Origin of the sequence: Paenibacillus sp. YIM B09110, assembly GCF_037167145.1 — a bacterium.
Taxonomy (GTDB): domain Bacteria; phylum Bacillota; class Bacilli; order Paenibacillales; family Paenibacillaceae; genus Pristimantibacillus.
Genome location: NZ_JBANSP010000011.1, coordinates 219,044 through 233,971, shown reverse-complemented (window position 1 = coordinate 233,971; position 14,928 = coordinate 219,044). Strand labels below are relative to the sequence as shown.

At 48.6% G+C, this 14,928-nt stretch carries 18 protein-coding genes; 3 read left to right on the top strand and 15 right to left on the bottom strand.

The window, feature by feature from the left end:
- Window positions 1–4: 4 nt before the first annotated feature.
- The 10 genes from V8F51_RS18235 to V8F51_RS18190 form a co-directional block, all read right to left on the bottom strand.
- Window positions 5–586, bottom strand: coding sequence for a lysophospholipid acyltransferase family protein (locus tag V8F51_RS18235; RefSeq protein ID WP_337101768.1), 582 nt, complete (start codon window positions 584–586; stop codon window positions 5–7).
- 3 nt (window positions 587–589) lie between these two features.
- Window positions 590–1,258 (bottom strand): (d)CMP kinase, encoded by a 669-nt coding sequence (gene cmk / locus V8F51_RS18230; RefSeq protein WP_337101783.1) that lies wholly within the window; start codon window positions 1,256–1,258, stop codon window positions 590–592.
- A gap of 275 nt (window positions 1,259–1,533) precedes the next feature.
- Complete coding sequence (locus tag V8F51_RS18225) at window positions 1,534–1,713, bottom strand: hypothetical protein (RefSeq protein WP_337101767.1); 180 nt, start codon at window positions 1,711–1,713, stop codon at window positions 1,534–1,536.
- Window positions 1,714–1,794: 81 nt separating this feature from the next.
- Window positions 1,795–2,448, bottom strand: coding sequence for a flagellar brake protein (locus V8F51_RS18220; RefSeq protein WP_337101766.1), 654 nt, complete (start codon window positions 2,446–2,448; stop codon window positions 1,795–1,797).
- A 57-nt stretch (window positions 2,449–2,505) separates the two neighbouring features.
- Window positions 2,506–3,858 (bottom strand): germination protein YpeB, encoded by a 1,353-nt coding sequence (ypeB, locus tag V8F51_RS18215; protein ID WP_337101765.1) that lies wholly within the window; start codon window positions 3,856–3,858, stop codon window positions 2,506–2,508.
- 108 nt (window positions 3,859–3,966) lie between these two features.
- Complete coding sequence (locus V8F51_RS18210) at window positions 3,967–4,125, bottom strand: hypothetical protein (RefSeq protein ID WP_307201646.1); 159 nt, start codon at window positions 4,123–4,125, stop codon at window positions 3,967–3,969.
- Between the two features lie 54 nt (window positions 4,126–4,179).
- A complete protein-coding gene (gene prsW, locus V8F51_RS18205) occupies window positions 4,180–4,875 on the bottom strand; it encodes a glutamic-type intramembrane protease PrsW (protein WP_337101764.1) in 696 nt (231 codons plus the stop codon).
- A 15-nt stretch (window positions 4,876–4,890) separates the two neighbouring features.
- The gene (locus V8F51_RS18200) at window positions 4,891–6,141 is read right to left on the bottom strand and encodes a Glu/Leu/Phe/Val family dehydrogenase (protein WP_337101763.1); all 1,251 of its coding nucleotides are present in this window, start codon (window positions 6,139–6,141) and stop codon (window positions 4,891–4,893) included.
- Window positions 6,142–6,297: 156 nt separating this feature from the next.
- On the bottom strand, window positions 6,298–6,918 hold the full coding sequence (locus V8F51_RS18195; protein WP_337101761.1) for a genetic competence negative regulator: 621 nt from the start codon (window positions 6,916–6,918) through the stop codon (window positions 6,298–6,300).
- Between the two features lie 209 nt (window positions 6,919–7,127).
- Window positions 7,128–7,451: a hypothetical protein gene (locus V8F51_RS18190; RefSeq protein ID WP_337101759.1), complete on the bottom strand. Its 324-nt coding sequence runs from the start codon at window positions 7,449–7,451 to the stop codon at window positions 7,128–7,130.
- A 182-nt stretch (window positions 7,452–7,633) separates the two neighbouring features.
- On the opposite strand from V8F51_RS18190, the gene V8F51_RS18185 reads away from it, so the two are divergent.
- Complete coding sequence (locus tag V8F51_RS18185; protein ID WP_337101757.1) at window positions 7,634–8,503, top strand: polysaccharide deacetylase family protein; 870 nt, start codon at window positions 7,634–7,636, stop codon at window positions 8,501–8,503.
- Here V8F51_RS18185 and V8F51_RS18180 read toward each other — a convergent pair.
- Together V8F51_RS18180 and V8F51_RS18175 are read right to left on the bottom strand one after the other, a co-directional pair.
- The gene (locus tag V8F51_RS18180; protein ID WP_337101755.1) at window positions 8,487–8,726 is read right to left on the bottom strand and encodes a hypothetical protein; all 240 of its coding nucleotides are present in this window, start codon (window positions 8,724–8,726) and stop codon (window positions 8,487–8,489) included. The genes V8F51_RS18185 and V8F51_RS18180 overlap by 17 nt on opposite strands.
- Entirely contained in the window at window positions 8,723–9,316 is a 594-nt protein-coding gene (locus tag V8F51_RS18175) for a CPBP family intramembrane glutamic endopeptidase (RefSeq protein ID WP_337101754.1), read from the bottom strand. Before V8F51_RS18175 ends, V8F51_RS18180 begins: the two co-directional genes overlap by 4 nt.
- A 112-nt stretch (window positions 9,317–9,428) precedes the next feature.
- On the opposite strand from V8F51_RS18175, the gene V8F51_RS18170 reads away from it, so the two are divergent.
- Window positions 9,429–10,346, top strand: a complete 918-nt coding sequence (locus tag V8F51_RS18170) for a hypothetical protein (RefSeq protein WP_337101752.1) — start codon at window positions 9,429–9,431, stop codon at window positions 10,344–10,346.
- 6 nt (window positions 10,347–10,352) lie between these two features.
- On the opposite strand, the gene V8F51_RS18165 is transcribed toward V8F51_RS18170, so the two are convergent.
- A complete protein-coding gene (locus V8F51_RS18165; protein WP_337101750.1) occupies window positions 10,353–10,679 on the bottom strand; it encodes a rhodanese-like domain-containing protein in 327 nt (108 codons plus the stop codon).
- Between the two features lie 319 nt (window positions 10,680–10,998).
- Between V8F51_RS18165 and serA the strand changes: the two genes are divergently transcribed.
- Complete coding sequence (gene serA / locus V8F51_RS18160) at window positions 10,999–12,591, top strand: phosphoglycerate dehydrogenase (RefSeq protein WP_337101749.1); 1,593 nt, start codon at window positions 10,999–11,001, stop codon at window positions 12,589–12,591.
- 140 nt (window positions 12,592–12,731) lie between these two features.
- Here serA and V8F51_RS18155 read toward each other — a convergent pair whose 3' ends face one another.
- Entirely contained in the window at window positions 12,732–14,171 is a 1,440-nt protein-coding gene (locus V8F51_RS18155) for an ATP-binding protein (RefSeq protein WP_337101782.1), read from the bottom strand.
- 27 nt (window positions 14,172–14,198) lie between these two features.
- Window positions 14,199–14,915, bottom strand: coding sequence for a response regulator transcription factor (locus V8F51_RS18150; protein ID WP_307201672.1), 717 nt, complete (start codon window positions 14,913–14,915; stop codon window positions 14,199–14,201).
- Between the last annotated feature and the right edge of the window lie 13 nt (window positions 14,916–14,928).

Here is a 14,928-nt window from a genome sequence, read left to right as displayed (position 1 = left end):
TGCATTAAGATTGTTGTGCTGCGATCTCGCGAATGCGAGCCATAATGGCATCTGTAACCTTTTCCAGCATATCCGGCGCACCTTCTTCAATAAAAGGCTTTAGATCGATCGGCTCCCCATAGCATACAATCATTTTGCGGAATGGCGAATATTTGCCAATGATCGCTACCGGAACAACGGCTGCGCCGCTTCTGATCGCTATCATCGATGCACCTTTCTTCGCTGCCGTACCCTCTTGATTGTTACGCGTACCTTCCGGGAAAATCCCGAGCATATTGCCTTCCTTAAGTAAGGAAATCGCTGATTTGATCGCATCTTTGCTGACACCGCCGCGTTTGACGGGGAAAGCGCCGAAGGAACGTATCAACGGACCGAATACCGGAATTTTGAACAGCTCTTCTTTGGCCATAAAATGCACCTTACGGTGAATTTTTATGCCTACAGTCGGCGGATCAAGCAAGCTCAAATGATTCGAAGCGAGCACGACTGGACCGTCTGCAGGAATATTGTCCGTACCTCTTGCTTCCAAGCGGAATATCAAGGTGTAAATGACCCGGAGCAAAAACCTAAAAATACGATATAACATAGTTTACTTCGCCTCCGCCATTTTGGTTCGGCTTAAATCAACAATTGCCGCAATAACTTCGTCAATTGTCATTCCCGTGCTGTCCAGAACGACAGCATCGGATGCGCAAACCAGCGGCGAAATGGCGCGCTGCTCGTCCAAGCGATCGCGCTCGGCGATTTCGGATTCCAGCTGTCTCAGCGTAATGGACTGGCTGTCCGAAATTTCGCGATACCGCCTCGCTGCGCGTTCCTGTACAGAAGCTGTTAAGAATACCTTTAGCTCCGCATTCGGAAGCACATGAGACCCGATGTCTCGTCCATCCATAACGACGCCTTTGCGGGCTGCGAGCTGTCGTTGCAGCGCTCCCAACACATCGCGAACCGATTCGATCGCTGCGTAATGGGACACTTGCAATGTGACTTCCCGCGAACGTATGGATGAGGTAACGTCTTCCCCGTTCACATAAACCGATTGTCCATGATCTCCGGGTCTTAGATCGATCTGAAGCGATCTTGTCAGCTCGGCCAGTCTTGCAGTCTGCTCAGGCAGAACGCCCGCTCGCTGCGCAGTATACGTGACCGCTCGATACATCGCTCCCGTATCAATGTAGACATATCCAAGCTGTTCGGCGACTTTACGTGCTACCGTACTCTTGCCCGCGCCTGCCGGCCCGTCTATGGCAATATTCATACGGTCGCTGTCACCTCCGTGTTGCGTCACGCACAGTCAACCCCCTTTAGATCGAGAGACGGTTGGCCGAATTGGATATCGTATGCGACGCAAACCTCTCTAGCGTAAACGGTCGTTTTGCATGCCGAAGCAGCAGGTGCGAACGTTTCGCGGACGAAATATAAGAACGCAGCAACGCTACTATTCTACCTCTTATATTTCAAGAAAAAAGCAGGCTTTGCCTGCGACGTGAAAATTATACCACACTATACCCGCAGATGCAAAAGAACGGGAAGCTATTTGAGTCTTGTGCCTTCCCACCGATCCACACCTGTCAACCAATGTCTGATCATGTCGTTTTGGAGCGCAGCTTGTGAACAGACAACCAGGATGAGCAGCGTTATGATCATTTTTTTGAGAAAAGCGCTAACTTCGTCAGACAGCTTAATCATCTGTTTTTTACTTTTTTTCTTCATAAACAGTTCGCGAAAAATAGGAATCGCTCCTCTTCAATTTCGGTTTCTTTCCCTATTTTTCGCCAACCTATTCCACTCTATTCATCGATTGCGATATTCAAGCTGCTTCTCAAAGCAGTATCTGATTATTTTCTGACGTTCGGAATCGCTGATGCTCGCGAACTTAATCATGATCTGATGACGACCGGACTCCATCTCTACGACGCGCACGATCTCCGCCTTGAATGATGCATGTTCAATCGAACCGTTCTTATATGGGACGAGCAGCCAGCATTCCAGCATTTGCTCCGACTTTAGCGCCCACTTTCCATCGCAAATAAAGGAAATGCCGCCGCCGCCTACATCATCCGTCTTGCAGACGAAGCGAACATGATCGGACAGCTTGACCGCGATCTCAAGCTCCGCCGGCACGCGCAGGAAATTGCGCCGTTGCACCTTCGTAATCCGATCGGGATCGGGCTTGCGAATCTTTATAAGTCGAATGACATCCTCTGCAAAGCCGATAACATGCGAATCGAAATAGTTCTTGATGCCCGCTTCCGTTATGAAGTTGACGGACAGCTCGTCCCCTAGAAACAGCCGTTTGAAACGACCTGTCTTCTCGCTGAGCGGATTCTCGATCAACAAACAGTCTTCTTGCTCGTCGGCTATACGAGACTTGTATTCGATCGCCGCTTCCTCTTCATCGGCAGAAGCGATATGGTAATACAGCATTTGATTTACTTTAGGCAACATTTGGCTCCCCCCATTTCATTGACATTATAGCACGTCGATTAGAGGGGAGCTATATCGTTATTTGTCAGCGGCTTTCGTATCGTTTCGCGTCATTTCCTCGATGGATTCCTCAATGCCCGTCTCTGAATTAATGTAGACACGGTAGAGGCTGCCGTTGATTTGTCCCGTATATTCATAGCAGAGCACTTCTTCGCCTAAATCATTGTCGATGAGAGCGAGCTGTTCGCTGCGGACATTCATCTCCGGATTAAGCGCTTTGCTTGCCTGCGCCTTCGTCAGCACCGGCTTAGGCAGCTTCCGTTCATGCTGCTCGTATACATAATCGGTAGCTTGCAAACCAACAATCTCGCCATTATCAAGCGCTACCTTCACGGTCAGCTTCTCCGGATAAATGAGTACGCCACCTTGATTATGTACGAAGGTCAATGTACCTGCCCGATCGAACATATCGTAGCTGATTGCATTCATTCCTTTGAAGCCATGCTTCTCCAAGAATGACTCCGCGTTGCTCTTTACTTTGTTCAAACCAATCTGCTTTGCTCCTATTTCGCGCGGATTCATGAACGAGATGAGCTGGCCGCCCTTCTGCGTGTAATCCAGCTGCAGCTTCCTGTCCTTGCCCGATTCGACCGTTGCTGTATAAGAAGCAAATTCCGTGCCTTTTCCGTTTTCGGTTACTCGGATCGCTCCAGCATCTTCGCCGGTAAACTTTGCAGCTTCCTTTTTCACATCCTCGGCATTGACAAACTTGCCGCCCAGCATCTTAATGGAGCGTTTCTGATACATACTGCTAACGGATGGTCCCCAGTTGATTTCCGGGTACTCGCTAACCTTCTTGTCGACCGACTTGAACCCATCGATGATCGCATTGTCGTTATTGGATTTCTCAGACGCTATGGCGACCTCGACATCCATCCAGCGCAGACTGTTCGCTAGTACATTGTTCTGTACGCCTAATAAATCTTTCGAAATTTCCTCCGATTTTTTATAGAGCGTCTTCATCATTGCGAATTCATCCGGTGTCAACGGCTGCTTGCTTAAATCTCTTACAGCTGTCTTATAAGCAAAGTTAGCGATATGCGACAGGAAGTCCTCAGCTTCATTGAAAGGCAGCAGCGTTAACGGCAGTTGACTGATTTCATTCTGCGCTTCGCTTGTCAGCCGCCACACATTGACGAGCCCTTTGCGATGGTACGCTTGCGAGGTTGAATTAACCGCCAGCGTATTGCCTAGCTGCTGATGCAGCTGCTCAACATGGTAAGTCAAGTTATGGAAGGCACGCTGGTACTGATTTTCCGCTTTTATGAGGATTGAGTTTTTCTCTTGATGCTCTTGATAGCCCCAATAGATTGAGCCGAGAAACAAGATTGTCATTATGGGGAACAGGATCGAACTAAGTCGGCGGTACATATGCAAAAAACTCCTTTCTTGTGCAAACCTGGTGTTAGTTTGGTTTGCCAAAAGGAGCTTTATGCATCAATGCTATTCAGTTGACTTACAATCCATCGGTAAACCGCCTTAATAGGCGGTATGCTCTTCAATATCGAGGTCGTTGCTATTGTTGCAGATGCATTGTTTAAAGCCGGTGTCGATACCGCCTTTATCCCTTCGCCCCCGCAGCACGAACTTCTCCCCGCATACATTGCACCGAATGGTCACCTTTACTCGCGCTTCCATCGTTACCCCCTAAGCTTCTAGATGGTTCCTATAGTAGCATTATGGACGGATGAGCTATAATTTAACCTCATCCTCGCGCGACATGAATCGGAACGGCGATCTTGAGTTGGCGGAATTGATCTTCCGCAGGCTCCACACCCACAGGACCGCCATGAACGGCACCATGAACCAAAGGTAATTAGAACCGATTGAAATAATAATCCAATCATAGATGGCATGCAACGCGAATGGCAGCAGCATGGAGATGGCAAGAAGTCTCCTCGTCTTAATCTCAGGAGCAAACTTCGCCTTTCCAAAGTAATACCCCATCATAATGCCGAATAAGGCATGACCGGATACAGGCAGCAGCGCGCGTCCAAGCAAGGTTGCAAAGCTGGCTGGCGAGTAGATCGCATACAGCACATTCTCCATCGTCGCGAAACCAAGCGAAATCGATGCGGCGTATACAATACCGTCATAGGGCTCGTCGAATTCAGTATGGTTGTAGATGACGTGAAGAAGAACGAACCACTTCACGAACTCTTCTACCCCAGCTGACTCGAGAAATATGAACACCCCCGTGTAATCGCCCAGCCATATCTCTAGACCGCGCTGAATAACCATAATCGGTATAACGATAAGCAGCCCCAGCACGAACATGCGCGCAACCATATGGATCGGCTCTGCATCGTATTTATCTCTTAAATATAAGTAAGTAAGCAGCGATATGCCTGGTGCAACCGCTGCTGTCAAGATAGAAAAAATAAGCATCCAACACCTGCCTTCTTACACCCACCCCCGGAAGCGAACCGCTTCCGCTACTTTGCGAATGCCGGCCATATAAGCAGCGAGCCGCATATCGACTTTGCGGGTGCGGTGAATGTCATACACTTGTTCGAAGCCTCGTATCATCATCAAGCGAAGCTTGTCATCTACCTCTTGTTCATCCCAGTAATACCCTTGATTGTTCTGTACCCACTCGAAATAAGATACGATAACGCCGCCCGAGCTAGCAAGCACGTCAGGCACAAGCAGTATCCCGCGATCGGATAAAATCCGGGTCGCCTCAAGTGTTGTAGGACCATTAGCCGCCTCAACGACGACCTTAGCCTTAATGTTCGGCGCATTATGCTCGGTAATCTGATTCTCGATGGCTGCCGGGACAAGCACGTCGCAGTCAAGCTCAAGCAATTGATCATTGGAGATCGTCTGCTGAAACAGATTAGTCACATTGCCGAAAGAATCGCGTCGATCCAGCAAATAAGGAATATCGAGTCCTTCTTCATTATACAACGCTCCGGACACATCGGAAATACCAATTACTCTCGCACCAGCTTCATGCATGAATTTGGCAAGATAACTTCCGGCATTGCCGAAGCCTTGAATGACAATTCGCGCATTCGCCAGCTTGATGTCTTTCAGTCTTAGAGCCTCATGGATCATGATAACGACACCCCGCGCTGTAGCGGTCTCACGCCCCTTCGAGCCTCCTAGGACAAGCGGCTTGCCGGTGATGAAGCCCGGCGAATCAAATTCTCGAATGCGGCTGTATTCATCCAGCATCCAAGCCATAATCTGTGAATTTGTCATCACATCAGGTGCTGGAATGTCTTTCGTAGGACCAACGATTTGGCTGACTGCTCGTACATATCCACGGCTTAAACGCTCCAACTCGCGAATAGACATGCTTCGCGGATCGCAGATAACTCCGCCTTTGCCTCCACCGTAAGGGAGATCGGCAATCCCGCATTTCAGGGTCATCCATATCGATAATGCTTTCACTTCATTCTCATTCACAGCTGGATGGAAGCGAACGCCTCCCTTAGTTGGCCCAACTGCGTCATTATGCTGTGAACGATAACCTGTGAACACTTTCGTCTTGCCGTCATCCATACGTACCGGAATTCGAACGGTCAGCACCCTCATTGGTTCTTTCATCAGCTCGATCATATCTTGCTCATAGCCTAGCCGCTGCAGCGCCTGCTCGATTACGATTTGAGTCGCTTGCAGCACATCGGTCTCATTTTTGTCATTCATATCCCATTCACCGCCCTTGTCTCTTTATAATATGAGCGCCATGCTCACAGCGTATTCCATAAGAGACGGAGTCATGCGTTGGGATAGCCCCTAGAATGCAAGAAGAGCATCATGCAAACCAGTTAGGTCGCAGATGCTCTCAACGAGGGATGGTGCTTAAAAGTTAAAATGAAGACATATTTGACGAATGGCCGACTCTGGCATAATGACCTTCCCGTATTCCTCAAGCATCGCATAAGTTACGGATGTCGCTTCCCCGTATTCTGCAAGCAAGGCAATTACGGCGTTATGCTTCGATGAATCGATCAGCGCAGGCTCTAGTGCAAGAATCCACTTCCCGTTGTACGAGTATAGCTTCCCATCTTCGGTTAGGCCGGAAGATTGGAGCTGCTTGCACACGGCAATAACATCCTCAAAGTCGCGGAATGAGTACATGACAATATCACTTTGTTCGAGCGTAACTTCCATCTCGTATATTTCATCGTCCGCATCATCTTCTTCCAACGTGTGGCCGCCATCATGAGCGTGTGCATTCATCTTGCCGCGTGTAACGATGACCACCATACCTTGAGCGGGAAGGGCGAACACTTCAACTGCCAATGGTCCGCTGGCATCGAAACCTAGTTCCGTATATGCCTGGTCCATCATTTCACTGAACAGCTCATGCACTTTAGGAATTTCGCGCCACATATCGTCCTTATGGATCCCCCGTTCCGACAAGTCGTCGAACGTCAGGAAAATCCGTATCTTGTCCTGACTCAGCCGTTCGATTTTCATGACAGGATCCTCCTCTGCAGCATCTGTTGTAACAGCGTATGAAATTATTAGTAAGATGTGATCAATTTGATCAAATCATGCTATGTAACTACTTTATCATGTATAACCATCGAATGCACTAATATTGGGCAAAAAAAGGAATCGCATAACGGCTGGCTAATGCCAATCGTTGACTGCGATTCCTTGGATCCCGAGCTATGCTGTGGCAGCTAGTGGGCAAGGGCTGACGTTTCCGCTTTTATTTTGTCCGCTTCCTTCTTGATAGCCGGATCGCTGCTTACGATCGCCTCAATTTGTTCCCAAGCGGCTTCTGACCTTCCTGCGGAAGCGTCTGTATGCTTTGGGGCGACTTTCGACGCCTCGTGCATGAATCCTTTATTCATCATTTTGGACACCGACTTGCCCATCATATTCGAGCAAGCATTCGAGATCGCGCTCGATGCCCAAGCGAATGTTCCTGGACGCTTCCGCGATACATACACCGTCGCTGCCGCACCGAGCAAACCGCCAACTATAAATCCGCTTAACTTCATCTGTGAGAACACCTCTTTCTTCGTCGTCTTTCGTATTCAGTTGTTAGTGTGACCGCCGCAGAGAGGCGTCATTCCCGATAAAAAAAGGAAATGAGACTGATTAGCAGACTTCGTGACTATGGTATACTAATGCCAAATTACAGCAAAACTCGACATAACATTGATGGAGGTTATCTTTAACGATGATTACACGACGCCTACCGGTTTTAAACGCTCTTCTGACCGCGTCACTATTCGTGACGTTAGCCGCTTGCAGTTCCAGTACGACGACGACAGAGACGGATCTAGCCTCCACAACTATACAGCAGTCCGCTTCCGCTACCACGAAAGCGTCCGAAACTCCATCTGCACAGGCAAGTGCCGTTCCTCAAACCGAGTCAACTGCTGCGCCAACCGAAGCCGTAAGCTCAAAGCAGCTCTACCGGATGACTGACGCTTACCGCTTCGTTCCGATCGATGAGGCTGCCAGCGACAAAGCCGTACTTCTTACATTCGACGACGGACCAAATAAAGAGACGATTATCGATAGTCTGCTCACTACACTGGACAAACATAAAGCCAAAGCGATCTTCTTCGTTAACGGCTATAGGGTCAAGCAAAACCCTGAGCTGCTGAAGCTCATCCAAGACCGTGGACAACCGATCGGCAACCACGCTTGGGATCATAACAATTTGAAAGAAGCCAGCGATGATGTCGTGAAGCAGCAGATTGGCGATGTACAGGATGAGGTAAAGCGATTAACAGGAACCGCCCCCCTCTTCTTCCGACCGCCTTACGGCGCTGGCAACGACATCGTTAAGCAAACAGCAAAAGACCACGGCATGTTATACATGACGTGGTCTAACGGTTCGCTTGATTGGGAGAAACCTGCACGGGATAATCCCGCGGAAGTTATCCGCAATGTGATGGAGCAGCTTCATCCGGGCGCTAATATATTAATGCATGAATTGCAATGGACTGCCGATGCTTTGGATGAGCTGTTGACGAAGCTGGAAAAGGAAGGTTATACCTTCATTGATCCAGCGACTATTTCTCCTATTCCGTATACTTAATACCATAATAGAACAAACCTGCCACCAGACCAAGAAACAAGACTACAATAAGATTATAATACCATTTCGTTACTTTCTGTGCGCTTGATGGATGTTTCTTGCGTCTCGGCGGCAATGCCGAGACGTCGGTGGATTCGAGACTGCTTGCGGACGGCTCAGACGTCCCTTCTAGGTGATAGTTTTCCTGTCTGCTCGAGCTTCCAGACCTGCTTCTCCTGCTCATGACTCCCTCCTGAATCGAATAATTAAACCCATAATCAAATCAATTACAAAATGCGCAATGATAGCGGACCAAATCGATCCGGTCTCCATATAAATCCAACCTAAGCCGTAGCTAATGGAGAATACTAAGCCTGTCGGTATCCAATGTTTCAAATAACGCACATGGATGGTCGCGAATACGATGCTTGTCCAATACGGACCGATCGCATGCTGAATGGCGCCGCGAAACAATAATTCCTCGCATACTGCTACAATAAACGAAATGAGAACAATATGCCACACCGGCCGTTTGCGAAAAATACGATCGTTAACACCGCCGTCATCCGCCGCTTCCTCTGGCACGAATCTGGAAATAAGAAGGTCAACAACGATGACCGCCGCCGCTAGTCCAACGCCCCACCATAGGAAAGTAAGCTCTCTCGGAAATTTGAATAATGCAATTATGTTTTGACGCTGAAATAATACCCATATCAAGCCGATAATAAAAGTAAGCCCTTGCGTCGCATACAAGTTAATGAGCAGCATTCTGTCGTCCAGATCGTCAACGGAAACTTTACGTACACGAATTTTGCGAATATCGAACTTTTTCATCGTTTCCCGCCCGCCAATCTGTTTCGTTCATATTTTCTTTTTCGGTCTTTTAACCTATACTGATTAGAACTTAGAGACCCACCACATTACATATACATAGAAGGAGTTTGTCATGGAAAAGAAACTATCAGCTAACGCAATGCTATACAGCATCGGATTCGTCTTCATGCTCGCATGCTCGGTTGGCGCATTTTTCTACGGAATTGAAGTTGGCGCAGATCGGACCGAATCGAGATACGAAGCGGAGAAGGCCAGCGCAGAGGCTAAAAAATCAGTCAGTCCCTATCAGCAGCAGGATTTGGTTTCTTTCTATCATACCGTATTTTTGCCTTATCGTGAATTTCAAAACGAATGGTTCAGCGCCGTTAACAAGCTTTCACAAGGAGAATCCATTGATGCCTCGTCAGCCTTCAAAGAACTTTCTAATTTAGCAAAAAACAAAGCGAGCGAAGCAAGCTCTTTCAATATGCAGAACTCCCCTTTGCTCGGCGAGGCGCAAGTGGCGTACATACGCAGCTTGAAGTCATTCGCAGACGCGGCAAGCCAAGCCGCTTCAAGCTCCAAATCTGCAAAGGGCGACGAATTGCTCCAACTAATCGCCAAAGAGAAAAACTACATAACCGCTACCGCTCAATCATTAACCGCTCAGCAAGCGTATTATGATGCTATGCTAAAGTGGTCAGCAAGCGTTAACGTCGAAATTCCTAGCGAATACAAGCTCTCAGCCAAGCTCGATCTCGCGAAGTGGGATACGCTGCCGATTACGGTCAAGAATAAGCTTATGGCCGATTCCTTGCTTAGCCGCAAGCAGATCACGACTTTTTATCCTCATGATCTGACAAGCCGGGTCGATGAATTTATTATTTCCGGTCAAGCAGCGAAGATGAAGCTCGGAACCGTGTCCCAAATCGTTGAGTTGCTGCTTGACACAGACGCTGTCCGTAGCGGAGACTTTGCTGACAGTCACGCGAAGCTATACAAGAAAACGTTGCTTCCTCAGTTGCCTTTCTTCTCTGCTAACGCCGACTAACTAATATTAATCATACTGAAAGTTTCTTAACGAGGCTATAGCCGCCATACCGCCTGTAACATTGCGGAGGTCGCTATAGCCTTGTTCTTCTAAATAACGGCATACGGCCTCGCTGCGAAAGCCATGCCCGCATACGATATACAGCTCCTTATTAGTTGGCAGTTCATCCAGTCTGTCCGGAATGGTGTTCATTGGAATTAAGGTTGTATGCTCTAAGTGGTAATAGTCCCATTCGTACGTCTCGCGTACGTCAATGATTTGCGAAGCATCTGCTTCACCGCTTTCCAAAATTGCTATTAATTGCTCAGGAGCTACATCCTGCCATTTTGTCATTATCCTATACCTCCTGTGTCGTCATTTGTTGCTCACAATGGTTGAATCATATCGAAATTTTCACAAATCAGCAAGTTTGAGCATTGCAATTGTCCACTCGCTTGCTATAAAATAGAAAAGTCCGAGTCTACTTTTAGAATTCACTTTCGTTCCAGTGCGGCAACAGCCGTTATGACTTGGAATAAGCTCCACTTCGGTCACGACTTGATGATCCAACTCTCGTCCCGATGCTGCAAGTCGAAGCCGGGACGGGGGTTTTTCTGTTCATATTAGAAAGCAAGGCATATCGCCTTGCACCAATTTAGGAGGCATACTTCTCATGTTTAAAGTGTTAGTTTCCGATCCGATCAGCGATTTGGGCATCCAGCAGCTAGTTGATGCAAATGATGTCACAGTAGACAAAAAACCTGGCCTTAGCGAGGCCGAGCTTGTTGCCATTATCGGCGAATACGACGCTCTTCTCGTTCGCAGCCAAACAAGAGTAACCGCTAAAATCATGGAAGCAGGCAAACAGCTTAAAGTCGTTGGCCGTGCTGGTGTCGGCGTCGACAACATCGACCTCGAAGCGGCTACGCAAAACGGTATTATTGTCATTAACGCTCCAGACGGCAATACGATTACGACATGCGAGCACACTTTCGCTATGATGATGGCTGTTGCACGCCATATCCCGCAAGCCTATCTGAAGACAGTTGGCGGCGAATGGGATCGCAAATCGTTCCTTGGCGTAGAGCTTCGCAACAAAACGCTTGGCGTTCTCGGCATGGGTCGTATCGGCAGCGAAGTAGCTAAACGCGCTAAAGCTTTCGGCATGGACATTCTCGGCTATGACCCGTTCATGACGGAGGAGCGTGCAGAGAAAATCGGCGTCAAGCTCGCTTCGGTTGACGAGATTGTTCGCAACGCAGACTTTATGACGGTTCATACTCCGCTTACGCCTGAGACTCGCCACATGATCGGCAAAGCGCAATTCGAAGTCATGAAACCAGGCATGCGCATCGTGAACTGCGCACGCGGCGGCATTATTGATGAGATTGCTCTCGTTGATGCAGTCAATAAAGGCGTTGTAGCGGGTGCCGCTTTCGACGTATTCGAGGTTGAGCCTCCTGCTGAAGATCATCCATTCCTTACGCATCCGAAGATCATCGTAACGCCGCATCTTGGCGCTTCTACTGTTGAAGCTCAAGAAAACGTTGCTATCGACGTTTCGGAGCAAGTGCTTCACATATTGCGTGACGAGCCGTTCATGAACGCGGTTAACATGCCTCCTATCCCAGCTAATCTGCAAAACATTTTGCAGCCGTACTACACGCTTGGCGAGAAGCTCGGAAGCTTTATCGCTCAATCGACGGAAGGCGCTGTTCAAGAAATTATCGTTAACTATGCTGGCGAGCTAGCTGAAGTTGATACGCAACCATTGACGCGCTACATCGTTCGCGGCGTTCTTGCGCATCACCTCGGTCTTGAGAACGTAAATGTGGTCAACTCGATGCATCTTGCAAAAACAAGAGACGTTAACATCGTGATCCGTAAATCGACAGCTTCCAAAGACTTCACGAACCTCGTGTCCGTGTCGCTCCGCACGAAGAAGGAAGAGCATGTCGTATCGGGTACTTTGCTAACTGGCTACGGCCCTCGCATCGTACAGATCGATAAGTTCCCAGTTGACGTTACTCCTGAAGGCAACCTGATTCTGATCTCGCACAACGACAGACCGGGTATCATCGGCCGCGTAGGCACATTGCTTGGCAACAACGATGTGAACATTGCGACGATGCAAGTGGGACGCCAGCTTGAAGGCGGATCGGCTATCATGGTCCTTCGCGTCGACAAAGCCGCTCCGAAAGAAGTGCTTCAACAGTTGACAAGTCTTCCTGAGCTGAACACAGCTAAGGAAATCAAGCTTTACTAATAGAAGTGCTGCTTTGAACAAGAAACCTCATCTCCCTTTTTGGATGATGAGGTTCTTTTTTATGCCATTGTTTCACGAACAACAAGATTAAACGATGGTTCTCAACAAAAAAAGCGCTCCGCAGGGGAACGCTTTGACAACTACTGATGATAATCGACAGGAAGCAACAGAGTGAACGATGTCCCAACGCCAACCGCGCTTTCGACCACAATACGTCCTTTATGAAGGTCGATCAAGTTTTTCACGATCGCAAGACCAAGACCGGTGCCGCTGGAAGCACCGCGTTTACGGGCTTTATCCGCCTTATAGAAGCGCTCGAATACGTACGGAACATCCTCCACCGGAATTCCTTGCCCTTCGTCACGAACCATAATTTGAATGAAAGCTTCTCCATTCACATCCGCCTGATGCCCTGCTATAGTAATAGACTTCCCAGCCGGCGTATGCCTGAGCGCGTTATCGAGCAGATTCGTTAGTACCTGCTCCAAACGATCCTCATCGGCCTCCAGCATCGTGAGCGGTTCATTCGGAATATCGAGCTGAAGCCGAACTTCTCTCTCCTTCGCATACACTTGGAACTTACGGTGAACGCGCTTCAGAACATGACACAGATCGATCTCGTGGAAGTTCATCTCCACATGACCTGCTTCCATCCGAGCGATGTCAAGGAAGTCATTGACGAGCCTGCCCATACGAAGCGACTCGTCATGGATAACCTGCACAAGCTCCTTGCCTTCCTCAGGTGAAGCGACAATATCGTCAAGCAATGCTTCGCTATAGCCTTGCAGCATCGATAACGGTGTGCGAATCTCATGCGAAATATTCGCTACGAAGTCTCTGCGCAGCTTCTCAAGCTTGTGCTCCTCGGTCACGTTCCGAATGACGGCTACTGCACCGCGTACAACGCCGTTGGATTGAAGCGGCGCCATAACGACCGACCATACATTAGTATGAACATGCACCTTCTCGCTTAAGTCATGCCCCTTCTCCATTACGGATTGGTACAATTCTCGCAGCGGCATCGGTACGCTCTCGTAGTGTGCATCGTTATTCGACAACTCGTCATCATGCCATTCGTGCTTCAGCCCCGACCATTGGTTAATGAGGAGATGACCGCTCGGATTTGTCAATATCACTTGACCTGCCGCATCGAACGTAATAACCGAATCACCCATGCTTCGCAGGATGCTGGTCAAATGGTTTTTCTCATGATTCAAGTCGTGAATCAGCTTGTCGAGCTGCTCGGTCATATGATTGAACGTATTCGCGAGCTCGCCGATCTCATCCGTCGACCGAATATCCACCCTTGTGCTGTAATTGCCTTGCGACACGGAATCCGCCGCGTTCTTAAGCTGCAATAAAGGCTGTTGGATCTTCGCCGACAGAAAGAAAGCGAAGAACGTGGACAGCAGGAAACCGATGATGGCGACGACGATGAACAAGATCTTAATATCATGGGCATCCTCATTAAACCAAATATCAATATATTGCAGCAAAAATACGCCTAATATGATGAGTACAACCGCTACGAGCAGCATGATGGTAGCCCAAAGCTTGCCGACCACGCTGTTCCATAGCATACGTGTCAATCGTTGAATCAACTTCATTTACTTCGGTACCTCAAGCTTATAGCCAACGCCCCATACGGTCGTTATCATTGCGGCCGCGTCGGGGGACACTTTGTTCAGTTTCTCGCGAAGCCGCTTCACATGAGTATCTACAGTCCGCAAGTCACCGAAAAACTCGTAGTTCCAAACATCCTTAAGCAGCTCCTCGCGCGAGAATACTTTATCCGGCGAGACGGCCAAGTAATGCAGCAACTCATATTCCTTAGGCGTTAGGCTTACTTCTTGACCTCCGGCAGTTACTCGGTGCGCGTCATGCTCAATGATCAAGTTTGGAAATACGATATTGTTGCTGGAGTTAATCTCCTTGGTCAAAAACGCAGTAGCAGACGAACGACGCAGTATGGCTTTCACACGGTAGATCACTTCACGCGGGCTGAATGGCTTAACAACATAGTCGTCAGCGCCAACCTCGAAGCCCTGTACGCGGTTCATCTCCTCGCCTTTTGCGGTCAGCATAATGACCGGCGTCGCCTTAATTTGACGAAGTCGCGAGCATACCTCGACGCCATCAATTCCCGGCAGCATTACATCGAGCAATATTAATGCGTAATCCGTATTAGATGCAAGCCGAAGCGCTGTTTCACCGTCCTCAGCTTCATCAATCGTATAGCCTTCCTTCTCCAAATACATTTTGAGCAGGCGGCGAATTCGTTCCTCATCGTCAACGACTAAAATACGGTTTGAGTAATCGGTCATACGGCATTACTCC